The 24,343-nt window shown below is 62.7% G+C and carries 21 protein-coding genes and 1 tRNA gene; 9 read left to right on the plus strand and 13 right to left on the minus strand.

From position 1 onward, the window contains the following. Positions 1–222 precede the first annotated feature (222 nt). Positions 223–411, plus strand: a complete 189-nt coding sequence (locus E3374_RS02155; protein ID WP_136687241.1) for a ribbon-helix-helix domain-containing protein — start codon at positions 223–225, stop codon at positions 409–411. Positions 412–414: 3 nt separating this feature from the next. Continuing rightward, positions 415–1,629, plus strand: a complete 1,215-nt coding sequence (ftsZ, locus tag E3374_RS02160; RefSeq protein WP_136687243.1) for a cell division protein FtsZ — start codon at positions 415–417, stop codon at positions 1,627–1,629. A gap of 24 nt (positions 1,630–1,653) precedes the next feature. On the opposite strand, the gene ncsA is transcribed toward ftsZ, so the two are convergent. Beyond that, positions 1,654–2,610: a tRNA 2-thiolation protein NcsA gene (gene ncsA, locus E3374_RS02165; protein ID WP_136687245.1), complete on the minus strand. Its 957-nt coding sequence runs from the start codon at positions 2,608–2,610 to the stop codon at positions 1,654–1,656. 111 nt (positions 2,611–2,721) lie between these two features. Here ncsA and E3374_RS02170 point away from each other — a divergent pair, with 111 nt between their 5' ends. Beyond that, entirely contained in the window at positions 2,722–3,375 is a 654-nt protein-coding gene (locus E3374_RS02170; RefSeq protein ID WP_136687248.1) for a DUF7095 family protein, read from the plus strand. Between the two features lie 4 nt (positions 3,376–3,379). Here E3374_RS02170 and E3374_RS02175 read toward each other — a convergent pair whose 3' ends face one another. Then, positions 3,380–4,168 (minus strand): class I SAM-dependent methyltransferase, encoded by a 789-nt coding sequence (locus E3374_RS02175; RefSeq protein ID WP_136687250.1) that lies wholly within the window; start codon positions 4,166–4,168, stop codon positions 3,380–3,382. Between the two features lie 57 nt (positions 4,169–4,225). Further along, positions 4,226–5,062, minus strand: coding sequence for a deoxyribonuclease IV (locus tag E3374_RS02180; RefSeq protein ID WP_136687252.1), 837 nt, complete (start codon positions 5,060–5,062; stop codon positions 4,226–4,228). Positions 5,063–5,218: 156 nt separating this feature from the next. Here E3374_RS02180 and E3374_RS02185 point away from each other — a divergent pair, with 156 nt between their 5' ends. Next, complete coding sequence (locus E3374_RS02185) at positions 5,219–6,121, plus strand: serine/threonine-protein kinase RIO2 (protein WP_136687254.1); 903 nt, start codon at positions 5,219–5,221, stop codon at positions 6,119–6,121. A gap of 837 nt (positions 6,122–6,958) precedes the next feature. Further along, positions 6,959–7,549 carry a 50S ribosomal protein L15e gene (locus E3374_RS02195; RefSeq protein WP_136687256.1) on the plus strand — a complete coding sequence of 197 codons (591 nt, stop codon included), beginning with the start codon at positions 6,959–6,961 and terminating at the stop codon, positions 7,547–7,549. A 129-nt stretch (positions 7,550–7,678) separates the two neighbouring features. On the opposite strand, the gene E3374_RS02200 is transcribed toward E3374_RS02195, so the two are convergent. Both E3374_RS02200 and E3374_RS02205 read right to left on the minus strand, forming a co-directional pair. Next, entirely contained in the window at positions 7,679–8,287 is a 609-nt protein-coding gene (locus E3374_RS02200; protein ID WP_136687258.1) for a 30S ribosomal protein S7, read from the minus strand. Positions 8,288–8,289: 2 nt separating this feature from the next. Continuing rightward, positions 8,290–8,718, minus strand: coding sequence for a 30S ribosomal protein S12 (locus E3374_RS02205; RefSeq protein WP_008523925.1), 429 nt, complete (start codon positions 8,716–8,718; stop codon positions 8,290–8,292). 267 nt (positions 8,719–8,985) lie between these two features. Here E3374_RS02205 and E3374_RS02210 point away from each other — a divergent pair, with 267 nt between their 5' ends. Next, positions 8,986–11,340 (plus strand): methyl-accepting chemotaxis protein, encoded by a 2,355-nt coding sequence (locus E3374_RS02210; protein ID WP_169051749.1) that lies wholly within the window; start codon positions 8,986–8,988, stop codon positions 11,338–11,340. 51 nt (positions 11,341–11,391) lie between these two features. Here the strand turns inward: E3374_RS02210 and E3374_RS02215 are convergent, their stop codons facing one another. From E3374_RS02215 to E3374_RS02245, 7 genes are all read right to left on the minus strand, one after another. Beyond that, entirely contained in the window at positions 11,392–12,549 is a 1,158-nt protein-coding gene (locus tag E3374_RS02215) for a hypothetical protein (RefSeq protein WP_136687262.1), read from the minus strand. 168 nt (positions 12,550–12,717) lie between these two features. After that, positions 12,718–13,152 carry a NusA-like transcription termination signal-binding factor gene (locus E3374_RS02220; protein WP_136687264.1) on the minus strand — a complete coding sequence of 145 codons (435 nt, stop codon included), beginning with the start codon at positions 13,150–13,152 and terminating at the stop codon, positions 12,718–12,720. A 3-nt stretch (positions 13,153–13,155) separates the two neighbouring features. After that, on the minus strand, positions 13,156–14,385 hold the full coding sequence (rpoA2, locus tag E3374_RS02225; protein ID WP_136687266.1) for a DNA-directed RNA polymerase subunit A'': 1,230 nt from the start codon (positions 14,383–14,385) through the stop codon (positions 13,156–13,158). Continuing rightward, positions 14,385–17,426: a DNA-directed RNA polymerase subunit A' gene (locus E3374_RS02230; RefSeq protein WP_136687268.1), complete on the minus strand. Its 3,042-nt coding sequence runs from the start codon at positions 17,424–17,426 to the stop codon at positions 14,385–14,387. Before E3374_RS02230 ends, rpoA2 begins: the two co-directional genes overlap by 1 nt. Position 17,427: 1 nt before the next feature. After that, on the minus strand, positions 17,428–19,254 hold the full coding sequence (gene rpoB / locus E3374_RS02235; RefSeq protein ID WP_136687270.1) for a DNA-directed RNA polymerase subunit B: 1,827 nt from the start codon (positions 19,252–19,254) through the stop codon (positions 17,428–17,430). A gap of 1 nt (position 19,255) precedes the next feature. Beyond that, positions 19,256–20,821, minus strand: coding sequence for a DNA-directed RNA polymerase subunit B'' (locus E3374_RS02240; protein ID WP_136687273.1), 1,566 nt, complete (start codon positions 20,819–20,821; stop codon positions 19,256–19,258). A 1-nt stretch (position 20,822) separates the two neighbouring features. After that, entirely contained in the window at positions 20,823–21,050 is a 228-nt protein-coding gene (locus tag E3374_RS02245) for a DNA-directed RNA polymerase subunit H (protein WP_136687275.1), read from the minus strand. A 343-nt stretch (positions 21,051–21,393) separates the two neighbouring features. On the opposite strand from E3374_RS02245, the gene E3374_RS02250 reads away from it, so the two are divergent. The 3 genes from E3374_RS02250 (at position 21,394) to E3374_RS02260 (ending at position 23,230) form a co-directional block, all read left to right on the plus strand. Beyond that, a tRNA-Asp gene (locus E3374_RS02250) sits at positions 21,394–21,466 on the plus strand. 381 nt (positions 21,467–21,847) lie between these two features. Then, positions 21,848–22,192, plus strand: a complete 345-nt coding sequence (locus E3374_RS02255) for a transposase (protein WP_169051750.1) — start codon at positions 21,848–21,850, stop codon at positions 22,190–22,192. Between the two features lie 42 nt (positions 22,193–22,234). Then, complete coding sequence (locus E3374_RS02260) at positions 22,235–23,230, plus strand: ornithine cyclodeaminase family protein (protein ID WP_136687277.1); 996 nt, start codon at positions 22,235–22,237, stop codon at positions 23,228–23,230. On the opposite strand, the gene E3374_RS02265 is transcribed toward E3374_RS02260, so the two are convergent. Continuing rightward, a complete protein-coding gene (locus E3374_RS02265) occupies positions 23,231–24,301 on the minus strand; it encodes a presenilin family intramembrane aspartyl protease PSH (RefSeq protein WP_136687278.1) in 1,071 nt (356 codons plus the stop codon). Positions 24,302–24,343: the final 42 nt, after the last annotated feature.

Genomic DNA, 24,343 nt, shown 5'->3' on the forward strand with positions numbered 1-24,343 from the left:
GTAAACGTACCTCTCCGTGGTGTTTACGCCACTTCACCCGCTAGTGTCTTACACTCAGGGAAAGCTTTATAATGCCTCACTCTGTGGTACGGTAATGCGTAAGACGGGATCGTCTTACACCGTGGCGCACCGGGTGCCACCGGCCGCCGTCTGGCGGTTCATCGGTGTAAGACGAGCGGGCGACCCGCCGCGTCCGTCTTACCCAAAGGGGAACGATAAAACATGGAGCGTGTGACACTACGGATTCCGAAGCAACAGATCGAGGAGGTCGAGCAAATGGTCGAGACGGGGGAGTACCCCAACCGGAGCGAGGCGATCCGGTCGGCCGTCCGGGAGATGCTCGCCGAACAGGACACGGGCAAGGAGCGACCGTCCGAGAAACGCAAGCGTCGCACCTGGGCGAAGGTGTAGACCATGCAGGACATAGTCAACTCGGCCCTGAAACACGAGGAGGAGGAACAGCGCGAGATGGACGCCGACGACGACGAGTTCGGCGATCCGCGTATCGTGATCGTCGGCTGTGGCGGTGCCGGTAACAACACCGTCAATCGGCTGTACAACATCGGCGTCGAAGGCGCCGACACGATCGCGCTGAATACCGACAAGCAGCACCTCAAGATGATCGAGGCCGACACGAAGATCCTTGTCGGCAAATCCCTCACCAACGGACTCGGGGCGGGCGGCGATCCCTCGATGGGCGAGCGCGCCACCGAAATGGCCCAGGGCACGATCAAGGAAGTGCTGGGCGACGCCGACCTCGTGTTCGTGACGGCAGGCATGGGCGGCGGGACCGGGACCGGCGCGGCCCCCGTCGTCTCGAAGATCGCCAAGGAGCAGGGTGCGATCGTCGTCGGCATGGTCTCGACGCCGTTCAACGTAGAGCGGGCGCGGACGGTCAAGGCCGAAGAGGGTCTCGAAAACCTGCGCAACGAGGCCGACTCGATCATCGTCCTGGACAACAACCGCCTGCTGGATTACGTCCCGAACCTACCGATCGGGAAAGCCTTCTCGGTGATGGACCAGATCATCGCCGAGACGGTCAAGGGGATCTCCGAGACGATCACCCAGCCGTCGCTGATCAACCTGGACTACGCGGACATGTCCGCGATCATGAACCAGGGCGGCGTCGCGGTGATGCTCGTCGGCGAGACCCAGGACAAGAACAAGACCCAGGAGGTCGTGAGCGACGCGATGAACCACCCGCTGCTGGACGTCGACTACCGCGGCGCAAGCGGCGGCCTAGTCCACATCACGGGCGGCCCCGACCTGACGCTCGACGAGGCCGAGGGGATCGCGAGTAACATCACCGACCGCCTGGAGGCCAACGCCAACGTCATCTGGGGTGCCCGCATCGAGGAGGAGTACAAGGGCAAAGTCCGCGTCATGGCGATCATGACCGGCGTCCAGTCGGCGCAGGTCCTGGGTCCGACGACCCAGAAGCAGGCCAACAAGTCCCGGGCCGCGATCGACGGCGAGGACATCGACGACAGCGCCTTCGACGCCGCCAGCAACGTGGACAGCGACTTCGGCGGGAGTTCGAGTTCCGGCGGACGGAGCTTCGGCGAGACTGACGGCGGTCGAGACGCGGTCGAGAAGAACAACGGACTCGACGTCGTTCGGACGGACTGAACGCCGTTCCGCTTTTCTTTGTCGTCAAGCGTCCAGCGCGTCCAGCAACTGGCACTTCCGGCAACGACCGCCAGTCGTCGGCGCACCACAGGTGTCACAGGACGTATACGAACGGTCGCGGTCGACACTCCGAGACGCCTGGCGGGCCAATCGCTCGTACCCGGCCATGATCGAATGGCGCGTCCCCGGATGACTCTCTTCGAGTTCGTACAGCAGCGACTGAATTTTCCCCCGGAAGGACTCCGACGCATGGGGACACTCCGTGATGTGGGCCGGGAGGTCACGAAGTCGAGCGTACAGCGCGACCTCTTTCTCGGGGACGTCCCGGAGCGGCTTGGCGCGGGGGACGTGACGATCGGTCAGCGTCCGCTCGGGAAGTGGGCCGAGGCTGGCGTCGAAGTGTTTGGCCATCTGCTCGACATCGCCCTCCAGGAAGTTCATCATCGCGGTCTCGGCCTCGTCGTCGAGGTTGTGCCCGGTTAACAGGAGGTCGGCGTCGTCCTCCTCGGCGTATGCCGAGAGGAGATCACGGCGGAACACGCCACAGTAGGCACACGCAGCCATACTCTCGGGATCGTCTTCGACGACCTCGTCCATCCGAACGTCGAACTCCTCGGCATAGCTCACCGTTTCGTGGTGGATCTCCAGATCGGACGTTAAGTCCTCGGCCGCTGCCAGACTCTCGTCACGATAGCCTTCGATCCCTTCGTGGATCGAAAGTGCGAACAGTTCGATCCGGGGGTCCTCGGCGAAGGTCTCCGCGAGGATCTGCGCGAGGGCGACACTGTCTTTCCCGCCCGACAGCCCGATCAGCCAGGTCACTGGCTTCTCGGGCGTGGCGGCCTCGGGGACGAGACCGTCCTCCCGGATGCGCCGCCGGACGCGTTTCTCGACGGACCGCCGGAAATGTGTTTCACAGAGGTGCGCCCCGGAGTAGGCCGCGTGCATGACCGCTGGCTCACCGCACCGATCGCAATCCATCGACGTCCGGTAGCCGATCGAGGCGGGTATGGATTTCGCTCCCGACATCGCGTCGAGACCACTGCCGCCGGTCGGGCAACCGTTTTGTCCGTCGACCCTCAATCGACGACGATGACCGAACTCGACCGCGAGACGGCGGTCGACCGGCTCGAAGAACTCGTCGAGACCGTCGATCGCGAGACGATGCCCGTCCCCGTCAGGGAGATCTGGGTCTACGGCGACCTGGCTCTCGGAGTGGATCCCGTCGAGCGCCTAGACGTCTACCTCACGAAAGACCTCCTGTTCGGCCAGGCGACCGACGAAGCACAGACGCTCGATTCGGAACTGGGTGTCGAAGGGGTCGGCGAGACGGTCCGAACCGAGTGGGCCCGCGAGCACCCCGAATTCGTCACAGCGAACCCCAGTGGGCACGTCGCGCCCGAGAAGTGTCTCGCCGAGCACCTCCTCGCCGAGGGCGAGTCGATCCACCTCGAGGTCTGTAACGCCTCCTTCGAGGACAACGTCACCCGCCGACTGGAGGGGTCGCTCGCGCGGGAGGACTACGAACACGTCCTCGATCCCCGCGGCGTTTGCCTGTGGATCGACGGCCGACGCTCGGCCGAGGCCTTCGAGAAACTCCGGGCGGGCGAGTATGTCTTCCCGACACTGGTCGGCGCGTTGGAACAACTCGGTGCCGACGAAAACGAAGCCACCGCGGCGGCCGAGACGGTGAACGACCGTCGCGAGCGCCAGGATGGAACCACCGTCCGGGGTGACGTGCTCTGAGAGATCACGTCCGTCCGATCGCGACGTAGAACGGGACCGTCTCGGTTCGTTCGTAGGTACCGTCCCGCATCTGCTCGATGACGGTCCGTCCCATCTCGCGCCAGTCGGCCCGGAGGTCGTCGTAGTCGGCCGCCGAGAGCCCGCCGGCGAGCATCGTCTCCCGATCGGCAGCCAGTCCCCCGCCGCTGGCTTTCCGACGCGCGGCCTCTAAATCCGCCGTCGAATACGGCTGCGTGACTGTCCGCTCGTGATCGTACCGGGAGACATCGACCGACTGCAGGCTCGCAGCCTCCAGTAACGGTCGGAGCGACGAGCCGAGAGCGGTGTCCGTCTCGACGCCTTCGAAATAGTGGCGCCGCGCCTTCCGTGCCAGGGCCGACTCCGTGTCGACGGTCGACCGCACTGTGACATCGTCGTTGTCCGGTTCGATCACCGCGACAGCGTCGCTGGCAACGCGAGCGAACTCCTCTATGGCCGCGACCGGTTCGAGGAGGTTGACCAACAGCGCCTGACAGACGACCAGATCGAACGTGTCATCGTCGAACGGGAGCCGATACGCGTCGCCGACGGTGATCGGCGGATCGATGTGTGCGAGGAGTTCAGGGTCGGCGTCACAGCCGACGACTGTCCCATCGGTCTCCTCGCGAAGTACGCGAGTGAGTTCGCCCGTGCCACAGCCGACATCCAGTATCTCATCGCGTCCCGGGAGGTCAAGGGCTGACAGGGCCTGTCGGGACTCCCCCCACATGCCACGGCGCGTGTGGGTGAGATACTCGGCGTCGAACCGGCGCATACGCCCCTGATGGTCACTTCGAGTGAAAAGGGAGTCGATCCCGGGAACGTCGTCCGGTCACGACCAGTCCTCACGCAGTTCTCGGGCCCGATCGACGTTCCAGGCGAACCCGCGACCGTCCTCTGTAGGCGTCTCCAGAACGAACGGCAGTTCACGGAGATTGGGGTGGTTCACGACGGCGGCAATTCCCTCCGCACCGATTTCACCCTCGCCGAGGTGTGCGTGTTCGTCCTTGTTCGTCCCGCAAGCGTGTTTCGAGTCGTTGAGATGGAGACACTCCAGGGCATCCAATCCGACCTGTTCCGCGAATTCGTCGACGGTTTCCGCAACAGCGTCCGGCGTCGAGAGGTCGTAGCCGGCGGCGAAGAGATGGGCCGTGTCCAGGCAGATCCCGATATCCTGGTCACTGCGCTCTAAAATCCCGGCCAGATGGTCGAACTCGCCGCCGAGTTTCGTCCCGCTGCCAGCGTCCGATTCGACGAGGACGGTCACGTCCTCGGGCACGTCAAGTTCGTCCAAAGCGCTCGCGGCGTTGTCGAGACCCTGCTCAACGCCCGCACCCGTGTGCGCACCGAGGTGGACGTTTACGTACTCGACGCCGAGGCGATCGGCGGCCTCGACTTCCTGTTGCATGGAGTCGATCGACTTCTCGCGGAGGTCGTCTTTGGGAGTACAGAGGTTCACCAGATACGACGAGTGGATCACCCAGGGCTCGACGTCAGCCTCGGCCGAGCGCTCGCGGAAGGCTGCCGCCTCACTCTCCTCGATCGAAGGATCCTGCCAGACCTGCGGGGAATGGGAAAAGATCTGTCCACAGTTGCCGTCGTATTCGAGTTGTTCTTCGACCGCGTTGGAGACGCCGCCCGCGATCGAGGTGTGTGCACCGATTTTCATACTCTCCCCCTCGGCTGGCGGCGGCAAAATCGCTTCGACAGCGACAACCGACGCTGATCGCGATTATCGAAGTTCGATATATCGATATACACTTTAATGCCGGGATTTCACCCCGACGCGCCGGGCTTTTGACCGGGAGTCCCCTACGGAGCGGTGATGGTCTCGAACGTCGCGCCGGTGCTCGCCGAGCTGGAGCCCGAGGACTTCCACCTGTTGTCCGGTATCGAGCAGGGGATGCGCTTCTCGGAGTGGGTCGCGCGCGGGAAGATCCCGGAGTACGCCCGGTTGACTTCCGAGGACGTCGACTACCGGCTGGATCGCTGCGAGGACCGCGGGCTGATAGAGCGGAAGACGATCCAGTATACGGGCTTTCGGCTTACCTTCGAGGGGTACGATGCACTGGCGTTACATACGTTCGCCGAGCGAGACAGCATCGAGGGGGTCGGTTCGAGTCTCGGCGTCGGCAAGGAAAGCGACGTCTACGAGGTCCAGTCCTACAAACCTCTGGCGCTGAAGTACCACCGCGAGGGCTATACGAACTTCCGGGAAGTGATGCGAGAACGGGAGTACACGGCCGACCGCGAACACGTTTCCTGGCTATATACGGCCCGAAAAGCGGCGGAACGCGAGTACACCGTTCTCGAGGAGCTATACCCTGGGGTTAGCGTCCCGAGACCAGTCGATCACAACCGTCACGCGATCGTCATGGAGCGGATGGACGGGGTCGAACTCTCCCGAACCAAACTCGAGGACGAGCAGGTGCGTCCCGTCCTAGATCTGATCCTCCGAGAAGTACAAAACGCCTACAAGGAGGGATACGTCCACGCGGACATGAGCGAGTACAACGTCTTCGTCCACGAACAGGGGGTGACAGTCTTCGACTGGCCCCAGGCGGTCGAAACCGAACACGAGAATGCGCGGGAACTGCTCGATCGCGACATCGAGAACGTCCTCGGCTACTTCGAGCGGAAATACCCCCGTGCCGTCGACGACGTGGACAGCACCGACCTCGCCACCGTTATCGCGGACGGGGGCTTCGAGTCGATCGACGCGGTCTGAAGGAGTGAGCTCCCGTTTTCTCATACCCGCGAGAGATATCGACGAACGAATCGTGTGTGCCGAATCTATAAACCAATAATCGCTATAATAAATTAGTAGGCGGCGTGATTTGGTGTGGATCGACCGGGACAGAACCACAGAGAGTTAATTGCGGGCGTGCTCGATCCACCCTCGAAGTTCAGCCGGGCAACAGTCGGTCGATCCCGGCCCCTCCATGTCGACGATGATGTCGCCCTCGTCTCGAACTACCGTCAGTATATTTGATAGGATAGGGACACTGCTCCCGAGTTCGTGAATCACAGGAGCTATTCGAGGCGTCGGGCGTGATGCGACGAGCCTGGATGTCTTCGAGTTGGGCGCCCCAGTCGCCGACCGTCCGTCGTCCAGAGGAACATCGACGCTTGCCCGGAGAGTTCAGTCAACATCGGCTGACGGTTGTGTGGCGTCTGTCCAGAGTACACGACTTCGAGCAGACCGGAGATCGTTCGTACCTCGCCGGAAGCGTGTCGATCCCTTCGACTGTCAAGGAGACGATCATCCCGCCCCACCAGAGAGGATAGATGTCACGGATGAACTCTTCGAAACAGACGTATACCAGTGGATACCGCTGGGGCTTCCGGTCGGTTCCCAGACGGACCACAGGCAGGTCTGGCAGTACAACTGGAACAGAAGGGAGATGGCCGGACGTCCTCTCCGAAGCGAGTTCGAATTCCTTAAGAGGACAAACGAAGTAGATTGAATGACTCGCTGGTCGGCGGGCAACCAGCGGGCACCTGCCCACGCAGGTCGGGATGTGGCCGCTCGGCGGCTGAACCACTCAACGCCCGCGGTGAAATCATGGCACGGAGCTTCTACTCACACATCCGAGACGCCTGGAAGGACCCGGACGACGGCAAACTCGCCGAACTCCAGTGGCAACGCATGCAGGAGTGGCGCGAACAGGGCGCCATCGAGCGCGTCGAGCGACCGACCCGCCTCGACCGCGCCCGATCGCTGGGCTATAAAGCCAAACAGGGAATCGTCGTTGCGCGCGCAAGCGTCCGCAAGGGCAGCGCGCGCAAGCGGCGACACAAGGCCGGCCGGCGCTCGAAGCGACAGGGCGTGACCCGGATCACTCGCCGGAAGAACCTCCAACGGGTGGCCGAGGAACGCGTCACCAAGAAGTACGCCAACCTCCGTGTACTCAACTCCTACTGGGTCGGCGAGGACGGCAGCCAGAAGTGGTTCGAAGTGATCCTCGTGGATCCGAACCACCCCGCGATCGAGAACGACGACGACCTCAACTGGATCTGCGACGACGACCACGCCGAACGGGCGCTTCGCGGCCTGACGAGCGCGGGCAAGCGCAACCGCGGCCTCGACGTCCGTGGAAAGGGTGCCGAACACACTCGTCCGAGCAACAGTAGCGATCGCAACCGCGCGAAGTAATCCGACGGTTTTCGCGGATCGGTTTCGAAACTCCCGATAGCGACTGGTGATTGCACTGTCGGTAAATCAGTGAGTGTTGGAACTCGGAACGAAGATCGAATCAAAACGACGAAAACAGCGAGACAACAGTTATCGCGCGGCGGCCGCGACGCGTTCTTTCTCCTCTTTCTGGTTGACGGCGTAGGTAGAGACGTCGTTGTTAGCGGCGCCAATCAGTTGCCCGGCGAGGGCCTCCTCGGCGTCGGTCGGCGTCTTGAAGGAGTCGTTGTAGACGCCTTCCGCGAGGAACTTCAGTGCCTGGTCGACGCGCCGTTGCGGGGAGATGTCGACGGCCTTGGGGACGGAGATCCCACCATACTTGAGTCGGACAGTCTCCTCGCGGGGAGCGCTGTTCTCGATCGCACGGACGAGCACCTGGATCGGATTCTCGTCGGTACGCTCGTGGACGATCTCGAAGGCCTCCCGGACCATTCGGGTGGTTTGCTGTTTCTTGCCCGTGTTCTCGTCGGTCTGCATGAGACGGTTGATCAACCGCTCGACGATGGAGATCTCGGATTTCTGGAACTGTTTGGTGGCGTGACGACCCATCGTGTGGGCGATGGGCGTGATCGTGACGTACCGTTCGGTCGAAGGATCCTGGAACTCGATGTCGTCGGTCGACCAGCGACCGAACAGTTTCGCACCAGTCGCGCCCCCATCGCCGTCGGATTCGGACTCTGAGTCTGTCTCGGCACTCATGGTTATCGCACCGGTTTCTCGGCGTTGCCGCGGACGAGTTCGATCATCGAGACACCGTTGACCTTCTCGACCTTGTAGTTGACCCCGGAGAGGTCACCCATCGCGCGACCCTTCGCGCCGCCGATACCCGCGATGGTCACCTCGTCGTGCTCGTCGATGAACGAGATAGCACCGTCGCCGGGACAGAACGCCGTGACCTGTTTACCGTTCTTGATCAACTGGACCCGGACACACTTCCGGATCGCCGAGTTGGGCTGTTTGGCCTCGATGCCGACCTTCTCTAAGACGATGCCGCGACCCTGGGGGGCACCCTCGAGAGGATCGGACTTTGCCCCGAGCCCGCGCTCCCGTCGGGCGTACTTCGAGTCGGACCACCGGTGTTGCTGGCGGTCCTTCTTGAGTTTGCGTGCGGCGTACTTGCCGTTTGCCATAGTGACCGTGGATACCCCGTGAAGCTACTTAAGCGTCTTCTTTTCGACGCCAGACCAGAGGACATCGCAGTCTCGAGGAAACGACGGCAGCGACAACTGTCGACATCAAATTATCTTGTTTGATACTGCTGGGATAATCTTTACGCGAGTACCTGAAAGATACTGTGACAGAGATCATTGATGGGAAAGTTCGGCGCTGCCTGGCGGACAATCGAACGACGGTTGCCGAACAGGATTCGAAAGCGGTACGTGCGAAAGTTTCTTGTCGTGGCCGTAATCGTCTCGATTCTGGTGCTCACGCTGGGTGTGTACACCCAGATGACCGTCTCGGCAGAACTCACCGAGAACCGCAACGAGCAGTTACGGGCTGCGGCGGAAATGACGGCGGACAACGTCGAGCAATGGCTGGCACAGAAGAGCGGGCAAGCCCGATCGCTCTCGAAGAATCCGTCGATCGCGGACAGTGATTCGACGTCGCAGTCGGTCGAAATCGCCTTACAACAGGAAAATCTCTCCACCAGCGATAGTCTCCTTGCCATCCACTATATCAATCCCACAACCGAGAAGATCCTCCAGAGTACCGAGAAACGGTTCGAGAACGCGTCGCTCAAGTCCCGGAATCTTCGATGGGGGACCTCATCCGAGGGGTTAGGACTGAAGGGGATCGGTCGTGACAACGCCGGAGCCATGGAGGTATACACAGTCGACAACGAGTCACGGATCGCTTTCGGGAGGGCGACACAGAGCTTTACGCGCGCCGTCGTTATGGTATACAGTCTCGATGCGCGCAGCGAACAGTTCCGGAACGTAATCGACAACGGGACGACTGAGGTCGTCTCGACGTCGGGACGGGTGATGATACCGTCGAACGAAAGTACTGCCCTGACGAAGGTCGACAGCGAGATCAACGCCACCGTCTTGAGGCGGAGTGATAACATCTCGAGTGGCATCATCAATCGCGGTGACGAGTTGCTCGCCTTCGCCGCGGTCAAAGGAACCGACTGGGTCGCCCTCAAACACGTGCCAACGGCCAACGCCTACGCGCTCAAGCGCACAGTCCAACAGCATCTGATCGTCCTGTTGGGCACGGCGTTGCTCGGCCTGGGCGTCTTGGCGGCGTTCGTCGGCCGCGACGTCATGCCGAAGATCGAGGCGATCAGCGAGGGCGCGGGCAAAATCGCCAGCGGGAACCTGGACGTGGAGATCGATGATGAAGGGCGTATCGACGAGGTCGGCCAAGTCAGAGATGCATTCAGGGAGACGACAAACTATTTACGGACAGTCGCTTCCCAGGCCGACGCCCTGGCACGCCAGGACTTCGATGATCCGGCTCTCGAGGAAGACGTCCCGGGCGAACTCGGGGAGTCCTTGGACACGATGCGAGCAGACCTCCAGGAGTCCATCGAGGAGATCGAGGCTGCCAGGGAACGGGCCCAGGCGTCCAGAAAAGAGGCCGAGGCGATGGCTCAGTCCCTCCAACGACAGGCCAACGAATTCAGCAAAGTCATGGCCGAAACAGCCGAAGGCGACCTCACCCAGCGCCTGGACGAGGACGTCGACAACGACGCGATGGCAGAGGTCGCCACCGCCGCGAACGAGATGCTCGCACAGCTCCAGACCACCCTCGAGGACGTGCGGGCGTTCGCCGAGGACGTCGATAGCTCCGCAGAAGACGTCGCAGCGAGCGCAAACGAAGTCCAGCGAGTCAGCGAAGACGTCAGCGAATCGGTCCAGGAGATCGCCGGGGGTGCCGATCGTCAGGATGAGACCGTCAAGAACGCCTCCGAGGAATTGACTGATCTCTCCGCCGCCATCGAGGAGGTTGCCTCCTCGGCCGATGAGGTCGCCCAGAAATCCCAGCGGGCGGCCGACCTCGGCGAGACTGGCAGCGAGTACGGTGCCGACGCCCTCGCGGAGATGGATGCCGTCGAATCGCAGGCCGAAACGACCATCGAAGAGGTCGAACGGCTCGAGAGCGCCATGGACGAGATCGGCGACATCGCCGGTCTGATCGACGAGATCGCCGATCAGACGAACATGCTGGCGTTGAACGCTTCCATCGAGGCCGCCCGCGCGGGCGAGGCCGGCGAGGGCTTCGCCGTCGTCGCCGACGAAATCAAGCAACTGGCCCAGGAGACCAGCGATGCGACCGGCGACATCGAGGCTCGCATCGCGGAGGTCCAGGACACGACCGAGCACGTCGTCGAGGACATGTACGACGTCGGCGACAGCGTCACCGAGGGCATCGACGCCGTCGAGGACGCCGTCTCCGTACTCGAAGACCTCGTCGAGCAAGTCGAGGAGGCCAACGTCGGAATCCAGTCGATCAACGACGCTACTGACGACCAGGCGTCCTCGACCGAGGAGGTCGTAGCGATGATGGACGAAGTCGGGTCGATCAGCGAACAGACGGCCCGCGAGGCCGAGTCGGTCTCGGCCGCCGCCGAGGAACAGACCGCCTCGATCACGGAAGTCAGCGAACAGATCCAGTCGCTGTCGGACCGTTCCGGCGAATTGCGCGACGCCGTCGCCCAGTTTCAACTCGATGATATAGAGTTACACACCGGCGTTGACACAGCAAATGGCCAAGACGCTGCTGCCGACGGCGGCAGGCAGGATTGATCGGCGAAACACGTCGTCTTTCGAGTGATTTACTGTCTGCGAGCTGGTATTTCACAACCCCAGACCGGTACTGTATTCCAGTGTTCCGAATCCGGGACCCAGCGACGCTTCATCGAGATTTCGCCCGTCGACGCGACCTGCAAGTCCAGCCATGCGAAACATGAACTCGTTGTAACTCCAGTGAGACGCTACCTGGCCACCGAGTCGCTCGCGTTCGAGCCAGTTGCGCGCGTGGCCGTAGGTCCGGGCGACGAAACTCACGTAATCGCCGTCGTCGTTCTCGACACGAACGTCGAAGTCAGGATGTGCACCGGTATCCACCAATGGTTCGATCGTGACCCGATCGAACTCGACGTGGCCGCCGGATCCCCAGTGCCAGAATCCGGACTGTCTGAGCGGGATCGTCAGCCGTTCGAGTCGGTTCGAGGAGAAGAACTTGTATCCCCGTCTGAACAGTTGCGGACCGACGAACGGGACCATTGTGGAAAACGACGTGCCGTCCGGGAAGATGGCCCAGATCCACTTCCAGGGGAACAGCGGCATGTCGAAACACACGCGCTGGAAGTAACACGAACCGGACAGTGTCTCTTCCCCGTCGGGGAGATCGAACCGTCCCTCGAAATCCATCTGCCGCAACGCGACGACCTCGACACCACCCAGCGGTGTATCGATGTCCAGTGAGTGATGCGGGGCAGTCATCTTCGAGTCGAGTGCACTCCACGCCTCGAACTCCGCCTCGACGTCCTCGCCGAGAACCTCTGCTTCCAGTCCGATGGGTCTATCCGAGAGGGCAGTCATCTCGCTCCCGCGTCTGGTGCCGTCTTCGTCTTCTGCCCAGGCTTCGAGACGCTGGTCCTCCTGAGAGAGAACTGCCTCGGCTGGCTGCCTGACGATATGATCGTGGATCTGGTCGTCGTCGCCGGCCCATCCGACCGTCGTGGCGTTGAACCGGTCGACACCCGCAGAAACGGGCCGGTCCAGATCCATTCCCTGTGCCGAAAGCCCGTTGACCCGACACTGGTCTCCCACACAGGCAGCGATCGAGAACATGAGCTGTCGTGGGCCGTATCCCGCCTCGCCCTCGGGGAACAACAGAAAGAACCACCAGGACGAAGAGGCCCAGTTCTGCCGATCCGGGTTCTGGGACCAAATTTTGTCGAAGACACGCTGGTGCTCGGCCACCGACCGATCCGAGAAATCATCAGTCATCGATCGTACTTGCCGGTCGGTTCGCCCGATAAAGCGTGCATCGATTTCGAAAGCTCCACACTCGACGTCGACCTCGTTCAGCACCGCAGTTCAGCAAGTGACCAGTTCTTCTGACAGCAGTGAGGTCGTCGAGTCCGACAGACGACACCAATCCGAGAGATAGTTCGGTTACGTCTCGACCAGTTCGATGTCGTCGATATCGAAATGTCGGGCTGCGAGTTCGCGCGCGAGTTCGATCCGTCGGCCGTCCGCGCCGATGGCAGCGCCGATATCGCGCTCGTCGACATCCGCGACGGCGACGGGGCCATCCGGGCCGTCCTCGATGGTCACATCGTGGACGGCCGCCGGCGCGAGGGCGTTGGCGACGAAGTCCTCGGGCGTGGGCGCGTCCTCGAGGAGTGTGACGTCACGGCCGATGCGTTCTTCGATCCGTTCGACTGTCTGTCCGTCCTTGCCAATCGCCTTCCCGATTTCACCAGCCGCGACGACGAAGGCGACGCGATCGTGGTCGTCGTCGAACAGACAGTCACGGACCGTCACGTCGGCGACGCTCTCGACCAGCGCGATGGCCTGCCGTTCGGCATCCGAAAGCGAGATCGTCATGCGTCAGTCGGCGGTGTGACTACCCATCCGGAGGTCGACATCACCGGTGCCGAGTTTGATCGGCTTCCCGACGATGACGTTCTCCGTGACGCCGTTGAGATCGTCGATCTCTCCGTGGACCGCGGCATCCAACAGGTGGGAAACGGTGACTTCGAAGGCCGCCCGTGCCAGCACGGAGTCTTTGCTGCCGGAGATGCCGTGTCGGCCGATGGACTCGATGACCCCGCGGTTGGTCATGATGTCCGCGACGAGCATCAGGTGGCGGATGTTCACGTCGTCTAAGCCCTGTTCTTCGAGAGTGTTCATCGTCTCGTCGATGATGGCCTCGCGGGCGGCCTCGACGCCGAGATTGCTGTAAATCTCGTGGATGTTGTTGCAGGTCGTCCGCGAGGCGTCGACGCCCTCGATACCGAGGACATCACCGAAGGCCGACCCCTCCGTATAGAGGACGAACTCCTCGCGGCCCTCCTCGAGTTCCTCCTTGCGGATGACGACCCGTGAGATGTCTTCGATCCCCTTGAAGACGATCTCCCGGAGCTCCTCGACCAGTTGGAGGAGATCCCGGTAGGACGGCTCCTCGGGGCCGAACTGGATGAGTGTCTCCTTGCGCTGGGTCTCGACGCCCAGTTGAGTCTCGATGATCCCCGCGATTTCCTCGGCGACTGCGTCGACGCTGTCGGCGGTCGGCCACCGTTCCTCGAGGGTGTCGGGATTGAGGTCGATCTGGACGAGCATATCCGCGACGTTCGTCGAGACGTCCCCCAGCGCGAGGATCCGCGTCGCCTCGATCTTCCAGACGACCTCGTGGGCGCGCTCGCGCTCGGTGGCGTACTCGTCCTCCAGATGGACGGTCATCATCGGCGTGTCGGGCTCCTTGCGGGCGTCGACCAGCTCGATGAGCCGCGGCAGTCCCTGCGTGACGTCGATCTCGGCGACGCCCGCGTAGTGGAACGTGTTCATCGTCATCTGCGTTCCGGGTTCCCCGATCGACTGCGCCGAGACCGTCCCGACCGGATCGAGGGGATCGACACGCGTGTCGAGGTAGCGCGACTCGACAGCCGTCGCGATCTCGTCGGCCTGTTCGACGGTGACGCCGTCGCGATCCTCGATCGTCTCGTAGACGCGGGTTTTCAGCCGCCGGGGCAGGTCGGTGTCCTCGACGACCGCAGCGACATCAGTGTCGACGGCGTCAAAGCGGTTCGTCGGGTCGTACTCGGTAAATTCCTGACTCATCAGTCGTCACCCTCCGCGAGCCAGCGCTCGTCGGCGTGTTCGGAGATGTTCGTCGGCCGGGCTTCCCGACCGAGGAACTCCATCTTCTCCTCGTCGTCTTCGAACTCGGCGTCGACGATGCGGTCGGCGATCGCCTCGACGTCGATGTCGTGATCCTCACTCGAGGAGACGTTCACCGGCGAGGTGCCGTCCTCGCCGAACTCGAACTGGACGATGTCGTCGCCGGTGTCCCTGACGGTGCCGTCGTACTGGGTCTCCAGTTCCGAGAGAGCGTTGATGAGCCGTCGCTGGAGGTATCCGGACTTGGAGGTCCGGACGGCCGTGTCGACCAGCCCCTCCCGGCCACCCATGGCGTGGAAGAAGAACTCCTTGGGATCCAGACCCTCCCGATAGGAGTGCTCGACGAAGCCGTGAGCATCCGCCGAGAGGTCGTTCGGTTTGAAGTGGCTGAGCGTCCGGTCTTCATAGCCACGGTTAATCCGCTCGCCGCGGACTGCCTGCTGGCCGACACAGCCGGCCATCTGGGTCAGGTTCAGCATCGACCCACGGGCACCGGAGTCGGCCATCACGACTGCCGGGTTCTCCTCGCCGAAGTGGTCCTCGGCGATGTCACCCGCGCTGTCACGGGCCTGGCCGAGCGTCTGCATGATCTTCATCTCCAGGGTCTCATCGACAGTTCGGCCGGGCAGCGATTCGAGATCGCCCTGCTCGTAGGTGTCGATAAGTTCCTGGACGCGTTCGTAGGCGTTGTCAATGGCTTCGTCGACCTGCTCGACGGCCGCGGGCGGGATCGACTCGTCGTCGATCCCGATCGAGAACCCGAAGTGCATGATCGTCCGGACCGCCAGTGTCGAGACTTCGTTGATGAAGATCCGCGCACGCGTCTTGTCGTAGACCTTCGCGATCGTGTCGACGATGTCGCCGCCGAAGGCACCGACTGCGCTGTCGTCGATCGTTCCCTCGACGAGCTGGCCGTCCTCGATGAGGACATCGTCACCGGCCTCGCTCGTGAATTCCAGGTCCAGATCGTCCGGAAGCAGTTCCGAGAAGATCGATCGGCCGGTCCAGTAGGCCTGGCCGTTCTCCTGACCGTCCGGCTCCGGGAGCTCGTCGACGCTGGTCGCCCGCAACAGGTCCAGGGCCTGTGTCTCGTTGAACGTGGGGTTCTGGTGGGTCAGCAGGTACATCGCGGTAACGTGGTCCTGGATCGCACCGACGATGTTCTCGCCAAAGCGCGGGCTGAGCATCTGCTCCTGGACGCGCATCAGCACGCGGGCCTCCGCACGGGCCTCCTCGTTCTGGAGGGCGTGCATGTTCATCTCGTCGCCGTCGAAGTCGGCGTTATAGGGCGGGCAGACGACGGTGTTCAACCGGAAGGTCTTGTAGGGCATCACCACGACCTCGTGGGCCATGATGGACATCCGGTGGAGCGAGGGCTGGCGGTTGAAGATGATTATGTCGCCGTCGACGAGGTGTCGTGCGACCTCCCAGCCAGGTTCGACTTTCTCGGCGAGTTCCTCGCAGTTCTTCTCGGTGACTTTCAGTCGGCGGCCGTCGGGCCGGCGAACGTAGTTGGCACCCGGATGTGCCTCGGGCCCGTTGGCGACGTACTGGCGAGCCTCGTCGAGATTCCGCTCGTTGACGTTCATCGTCTGGGTCATCTCACTGGCGACTCGGTCGGGGACGCCGACCTCGTTCAGCGAGAGGGTGGGGTCCGGCGAGATGACCGTCCGGGCGGAGAAGTTGACACGTTTCCCGGACAACGACCCACGGAAGCGTCCCTCCTTGCCTTTCAGGCGCTGGGAGAGCGTCTTCAGCGGCCGCCCCGAGCGATGGCGGGCCGGCGGCGTCCCGCTAATCTCGTTGTCCATGAACGTGGTGACGTGGTACTGCAGCAGTTCCCAGAGGTCCTCGATGATCAACTGGGGGGCGCCGGCTTCGCGATTCTCCATGAACCGCTGGTTAATCCTGATGATGTCGACCAGCTTGTGGGTGAGATCGTCCTCGCTACGCTGGCCGTTGTCGAGCGTAATCGACGGCCGCGCGGTGACCGGCGGGACCGGCAGCACCGTGAGGATCATCCACTCCGGCCGGGAGCGTTCGGGGTTGATCCCGATAGCTCCGACATCCTCGTCGGGAATCTCCTCGAACCAGTCCCGGATGTCTGAGGGCATCAGCTTGTCCATGTCCTCATCGAGCAAGTACGAGCGGGTACTCTCGATGTCCAGTTGCTCGCCTAAGTGCTCCTCGAGATCGTTGAACCGATTCAGGGCCTTACCGATCTCCTGTAACGCGGAGATGTCGTTTCGGTCGGGCCGGTAGGTCCCCGAGAGCAGCTCCCGGATACGAGCGGCATCGAACGCGTCGTCGATGGCCTCTGCGAGTTCGTCCGGCGTGACGGGTTCGCCCTCCGGCGGGTCCATCGCCATGCTGAGTCGCTCCTCGATCTCCGGGTGGGGCACCTCGATGATCTCGTAGTAGGTCGTCGGTTTCTCGTGTTTGATGTCGAATTGCTTGGCCCCACAGTAGGGACACCGGCTGGCCGAGCGGGCCTGCCTGATGGCCGACTTCAACACGTCGTCTAAGTCGTCACCGAGTTCGCGTGTCCGCCGGAGTTGCTGACGGAACTCGCGTTTTTTCTCCTCGGCGGCAGCCTCGGCCGCCTCCAGATCGACGTTGCCATCGCCGTCGGTGAACTTCGAGGCGTCGACGGCGGTCAACCGCGAACACTCCCGGCAGGTGCCACGGAGCAGTCGCCGGATGAGCTTCGAGAACCCGACGTGGATCACGGGCGCGGCGAGTTCGATGTGCCCGAAGTGGCCATTACAGGCCCCTGAATGCTTACCGCACGTCTTACACTCCAGACCGGGATCGATCACGCCCAGCCGAGGGTCCATCAGTCCCATGTCGATCGGGAACCCGTCGTCGTCGTAGGTGTCGGCGGTGATTACCTTCGTCGCGCTCATCTCCCGGTACTCCTCGGGATCCATCAGCCCGAAGCTGATCTCCCCGATCGCCTTGGGTGATTGTCCTGTCGACATGCTAGACTGCGTCCTCCAGTTCGATCCGCGGAGCGATTCCCAGGGCCTTCATCTCGTCTAAGAGGAGTTTGAACGCGTAACTCATCTCGACCTCGTGGACGTCGGTCTCCTCCTCGCAGTTCGGACAGTAGACGCGGCGTTGATCGACGTTCTCGACGGCGGTCATGCCACACTGTCCGCAGACGTTGATCCACTCCTGGTCGGATTCGTCGAGCAGGCGCTCCTTGAGAGTCAAAGCAGCACCGTGTCCGATAAACACGTCCCGTTCCATCTCGCCGATCCGGAGGCCGCCCTCGCGGGCGCGGCCCTCGGTCGGCTGTCGGGTCAGCACCTGTACCGGACCACGTGAGCGGGCGTGGATCTTGTTCGAGACCATGTGGTAGAGTTTCTGATAGAAGATGGTCCCGACGAAGATCTCGGCCTCGATCTTCTCGCCGGTGATGCCCGAGTACATGACCTCCTTGCCAGAGGACTTGAACCCGTGTTCCTCCAGGGAGTCCCGGAGGTCCTCCTCGTCCTCGCCGGTGAAGGCGGTACCGTCGACGCGACGACCCTCCAGGGCGCCGACCTTGCCGCCGATCATCTCCAGGATGTGCCCGACGGTCATCCGGGAGGGCAGTGCGTGCGGGTTGAGGATCAGATCAGGGACAACACCCTCCTCAGTGAAGGGCATGTCCTCCTGGGGGGCGATGTGACCGACGACCCCCTTCTGACCGTGTCGTGAGGCGAACTTGTCGCCCAGTTCGGGGATGCGTTCGTCCCGTACCTTGACCTTCGAGAGCTTCGAGCCGTCCTCACCCTCCATGAGGGTGACGGTGTCGACCACGCCGCTCTCTCCCGAGCGCATGGTGACACTGGTCTCGCGACGTTTCTGTGGGCTGAGGCCGCCCATGTCGTCCGGCTCTTCGAGGAACCGCGGCGGCGAGGTCTTCCCGAGCAGGACGGCGTTCTCGTCGACTTTCGTCTCGGGGTTGACCAGGCCGTCCTCGTCGAGGTGGGTATAAGCGTCCTCGCCACGGGCGCCACGGACCTCGTCGTCCGGGATCTCGAAGCGATCCTCCTGGCCGCCAGGGTAGCGGCGTTCCTCTCCCTCGTAGGTCCGGAAGAAGTGCGAGCGCGCGAGCGCACGCTCGACCGACCCCTCGTTCATGACGAGTGCGTCCTCGATATTGAACCCCTCGTAGGACATGACCGCGACCGTGAAATTCTGGGCCGCGGGCCGGTCGTCGTAACCGATCTGTTCGGTGGTCTGGGTCTTGACCATCGATAGCTGGGGGTAGTGCAGCAGGTGCTGGCGCGTGTCCGGACGGACCCGGTAGTTCGCACTCGGCAGCCCCAGGCTCTGCTTGATCATCCCCGACCCCATCGTAATCCGCGGGCTGGCGTTGTGCTCGGGGTAGGGGATCATCCCCGCGCCGATTCCGAAGATAAGCTGTGGATCGACCTCGAGGTGAGTGTGTTCCTCGGAGAGTTCATCGGAGTCGACAGCGACGTAGATGTCCTCCTCCTCCTCGGCATCGATGAACTCGACGTAGCCGCGATCGACGAGGTCCTCGAAGGAGAGGTCGCCCTCCTGGACGGCCACTATCTCCTCGTCGGAGACGAGCGGCTCGCCGTCCCGGACGACCAATAGCGGGCGACGGGCCCGGCCGGCGTCGGCGTTGATGATGACTTCTTCGGTCCGGTCTTTCACTGAGACGTTGACCATCTCACTGACCTCGCCGCGGCGGCGGGCCTCTCTGACCTGATCGGCGAGCTGTTCCGGTTCGGGATGGGTCCCGACGAGACTTCCGTTGACGTAGACTTTGGCTTCGCGTCCCTGACTCATGTTAATCGTCGGCGGGCTGTTGTGCGCCTGTTTCGATAGCGGGGATGCCCTGTACCCCCATCTCGGCGAGCGTGTGTTTCAGATCGCGTTCGTCCTCGACGTGCTGGGAAAGTTCCATCGCCTGCGCGAAGTTCTTCACCAGCCCACAATTGGGTCCCTCCGGCGTCTCGGAGGGACAGATCCGTCCCCATTGCGTGGCGTGGAGGTCCCGCGCCTCGAAGTGAGGCTGGCTGCGACTGAGCGGCGATCGCAGGCGTCGAAGGTGGCTCAGCACACCCATGTAGTCGGTTCGGTCGACCAGTTGTGAGACACCAGAACGGCCGCCGACCCAGTTGCCGGTCGCCAGCGGGTGTTCGAGCCGTTCGGTCAGCACGTCCGACCGGACGACCGTCGAAACCGACAGCTGACGGTTGCGCATGTTTGCGCGTTCGAGCTGGTACTTCACGTCGCGTGCCAGCTTGTTCAGCGCCGTCCGGAAGAGGTCCCGCATCAGGTCCCCCGAGACTTTCAGACGCTTGTTGGCGTAGTGGTCCTTGTCGTCGCTCTCCCGACGGTCGAGGGCGAGTTCGAAACACGCCTCGGCCATCCGACAGAGGTAGTAGGCCTTGTTGATCCGAACCTCCTCCTCGTCGATGCCCTCCTCGTGGAGGTGCGGCAGGAGATACCGGTCGATGACGTAGTTGGCCCGTTTGAGCTGGTAGTTCTTGCCCTGGCCGGAGGCGACGCGCTTGCCCAGCGCCTCGATGGCCCCTTCCTGGGACTGGACCTCGGCGGCCTCTAAGTTCTCCAGCATGAACTTCACGATCTCCGGGTCGTCGCTAACCCGGTGGACAATCTCCTCGTCGCTTTCGAGACCGAGTGCCCGCACGAGCGTAACGAAGTTGACCGATCCCGAAACGCTGGGGAACGACACTTCGAGCAGGCCGTCACGGGTACGTTCGGTCAATACCAGTGCGCGATAGCCACGACGCTGACTGAAGGTCTTGGCGACCTGGATCTCGTCGCCGTACTTCGAATCGTACTCCGCGAGGATCTTGTTCGGCGCGAGGTCCTCGCTGGTCATCAACACGCGTTCGGAGCCGTTGACGATGAAGTAGCCGCCGGGGTCGGCGGGGTCCTCACCGATGTCGATGAGTTCCTCGTCGGTGAACCCGGCGATGTTACACTTGTTCGAGCCGACCATGATCGGCATGCGACCGACCTTGGTCTCGGTCTGGTCGACGACCCGCTCTTCCTCTTCCTCGCCGCCCTTGACGATCGCCATCTCCATGAAGACGGGTGCGGCGTAGGTGATGTTCCGGAGGCGAGCCTCCTGGGGGTACAGCAGTTCCTCGCTGCCGTCGGCCTCTCGAACCCGTGGAGTCACTATTCGGACATCGCCGAGTTCGACCCAGACGGGCTCTTCACCCTCCTTGTCGCCGATGTCGGTGTCGATGGTCGCCTTCTCGTCGACGACCTCCTGCATGCCCCGGTCGAGGAAGGCGTTGAACGACCGGAAGTGGTGTTCGGCGAGTCGATCCCTCGAGAAGTATTCGCGCGAGATTGCGCGGCGGTCTTCCGTTTCCATGTTATGTAACGACGAGTCGATACACCACGGCGGTGTCGGTTGTTCGTGAATCACGGACGATCTTGACCACGTCACCGACCTCGGCGTCGTCGGGCAACGCCGGATCGGCGCGTTTGATCTTCGGCAGGTCCGTCCGTTTGATGTCGTACTCAGCGAGCACGTCCTCGAGTTCTTCGTCCTCGAGGACGGTGTGTTCCGGGACGAATTCGTGTTGGCTTACGTCTACCATGTGTGTGTGCGTGGGTTTGCCGGGCTGGAGAAGGTGGCTGTCACGAGATACTACAGGAGTTTACTTGCGGGACGCATTTAACGCTTATCAAAGCCGCGCGCAACAGCTATTGACGAGCGGGCGAACAGTACCCGTGGGTACGCAAACCAGGGATAAAGGTGTTCTGATCGGGGGATACACTCTCGGCCGGAAACTCAGACAGCAAGCCACGTCAGGAGGATGGACGATCGATACTTTTGCCGATCCCTGCAAACACGACAGATCACCCCACGGGAGTGACCGACAGCCCGGGTCCGTTTGGAAAGTCTTAATACTGGCACCGGGATACGATGGGGTGTAGCAAGCCCGGATGGTGTAGTGGCCCATCATACGACCCTGTCACGGTCGTGACGCGGGTTCAAATCCCGCTCCGGGCGCTTCTCTGAATTCAACTCTGTGAGCGACCGCCCGAGCGTGTCGCGAGCATCCGAATTGCTGTGTGCGCTCACGAGGGATTTGAATCACGCGAGACGCAGCGCGAACGGAGTGAGCGACCGTCTCGCAACGGGTTCAAATCCCGCTCCGGGCGTCCCAGTTTTTGTTTAGGTTCTACCCTTAAGAGTGGGTTTCACGGACCTAAAGCGGCTGTACCTGCCTTTCTCCAGTAGCCCGATTTCGCTCTAACGAGTGCCGTCCCACCGACCCACCCTCCCGGTTGTACGGGGCGAGATAACCCGACGATCCCTTCGCGGGGTGACGTCGGGCTTAGGCCGGCCCGTCCAGCCGCCACAAGCGAGGTAGAGGGCATTCTTCATGCGGTGTGGGGGGTTGCGGTCGAGGGGACAGATATCCCGGTTGATCAGCGTGACGAGGACGCCGACTGGAACGACGATCACACAGAAGACGACTACTACTACGACTACGGTTGCTGTGTCGTCACCGCGGCACACGACATTCCGGTCGCAGCAGCGTTCACTCCGGCGAAGAAGGTCGATGAGGAGACGGCGATGTGCGTCACACGTGACGCGCTCGGCGTTGACACCCCACGCTGGTTCCTCGGTGATTCCGAGTTCGACATGCTACCGAAGACACTACATCCTCAGTTTCAGCAACAGGAAGGGAAACCACTGATGACCCAAAGCTGGAGTGCTTGTGGGGAGTAACGGAGGAAGAGTCAATAACTATCGCCCATTCCTTGGACATCCATGACCGCGACCGAGACAACCTTTCTGACGAGCGATGGAGTTGCAGGGCTGGCGACGCCCGCTGAGTACGTCGACGCTGTCCGAGAAGGATACCGGCAGCGAGGCGACGGTGCCCCCGCCGAACCGCGAACGACGCTGGAGGCCGACGATCCGCCCGGAATGCTCACGGGATACCTGGCGATCCTGCCCGAAACGGGCGTGATGGGCGGGTACACCTACGCCGCGGGCTTCGGTGAGCGGGACGCCCACTTCGTCCTGCCAGTGTTCGACGCCGAGTCCGGCGATCCCCTGGCCGTCTTCGACGGCGCGAGTCTGAACCCCCTCAAGACGGGTGCCGTCGGTGCCGTCGGCGTCGATGCGCTCGCTCGCAATGACGCCTCGCGAGTTGGACTGTTCGGCAGTGGCTCCCAGGCGCGGGGCCAGCTGCGAGCAGTCGTGACAGTCCGTGATCTCGATCACGTGTCCGTCTACTCTCCGACACCTGACCACCGCCGATCCTTCGCCGAAGAGATGAACGGTCGTCTCGACGCGACCGTGACGGCGGTCGAAGAACCAGAGCAGGCAGTAACCGACTCGGATATCGTGATCACGGCGACACAGGCGAGCGAACCCGTCTTTGACGGTGAGTGGCTGGAGCCGGGGACCCACGTCACGGCGATGGGCCAGTATCATCCCGAGAAACGCGAGATCGATGCGCGGACGGTCGCCCGATCGACGTACGTGCCTGATCTGCGTGCCCGCCTCGAACAGGACGCCGGAGCGTTCATGCTTGCAAGGGAAGAAGGAGCGGTCGGCGACGATCACGTCCATGCCGAACTCGGCGACGTCGTTGCCGGGAACGCACCGGGCCGGACGGGCGACGACGAGATCACCGTCTTCGACAGCGGTGGGACGGCTATCGAGACGGTCGCCGCGGCCGGGATGCTCTACGAGCGGGCGCGAGAATCGGAACTCGGCGAGACCATTACGTTCGCGCCCGCCAGCGAGGCGATGTAATCAGAGGTACGGCGCGAGACCGAGCGCCTCGACGATCGACAATCCGCTCGCCAGCGCGCCGACGAGATACCCAGCGATCACGCCACTGTTCAACAGCGGGAGACCGGCGTGAGCCCGCCCTTTCAGGACCATCCACAACAGGATCGCCAACCCGACGAAGGTCCCGATCATCGCCGTGACCGCCGGGAGTGCGGTGCTGAACCCACCCACGCCGATCGTCGGGATCGAGGCCGGCGCGAAGAAGGCCGCCGACGCGACCAGTACTGTGGGGACGACGGCGTCGCCGAGGCCGATGAACAGGGCGTCCCGTTCCTCGATCGGATCTCCCTCCTCGTCGGCGCCATGTGATCCGTCAACTCCGGTGGCCATCTCGTCGTCCGCGGGATCGTTCGCAGTCGACAATCCGTCGTCCGCGGAATCGTCCTCGTCCGAAGGCTCTCCGTCCATCGGCCCGTCGTCGTCGATGAACGAATAGCCGAGCGTCGTCGGCGCGACCAACACGACGGGGACGTTCAGATCCATCACGCCGGAGGCAAGCGAGAGCATGTGTTCGGTGCCGTAGACGCTGATCGCGTCGTAGACCGCCAGGATGGACAACAGGACCAGGGCCGGGAACACGCCGAAAGTGATGCCGAACAGTCCGGCCGCGCCCGCGCCCATGATCGCCCCAGTCACGTCGATGACGTACCATTCCGGATAGACGAGCAACCCGATCCCGAGCGCGATCGCGCCGGCCACCGCGAGGCCGTGGACGCCACCGCCGACCGGCAGCGTCACCACCGGTGGGAGAAGCATGGAGAAGACGATCCAGGCGATGTAGACGCCAGTGAGAACGATCAGCCCACGGATCGACCAGTCAGCGTTGTACCGGAACGCGGCGAGCATGACGCCGGTCATCACGAGGATCGCGAGAATGTACAGCAGGCTGTTCGTCGGATCCTGTGGGTCCTCGACTGGCTGGAGGCCGGCGCTCTTCAGCGGTTCGACAAGCGCCAGCGCGCCGAGTTGCACAGCCAGAAAGATCGCAACGATGACGGAGACGGCCAGCCACAGCCCCGGATTCCGATCCATGTCGCGTCGAAGTCACGGCGGCGGAAAAACGATTCCGTTCCT

This window comes from Halorhabdus amylolytica (genome assembly GCF_004944975.1).
Classification (GTDB): Archaea; Halobacteriota; Halobacteria; order Halobacteriales; family Haloarculaceae; genus Halorhabdus; species Halorhabdus amylolytica.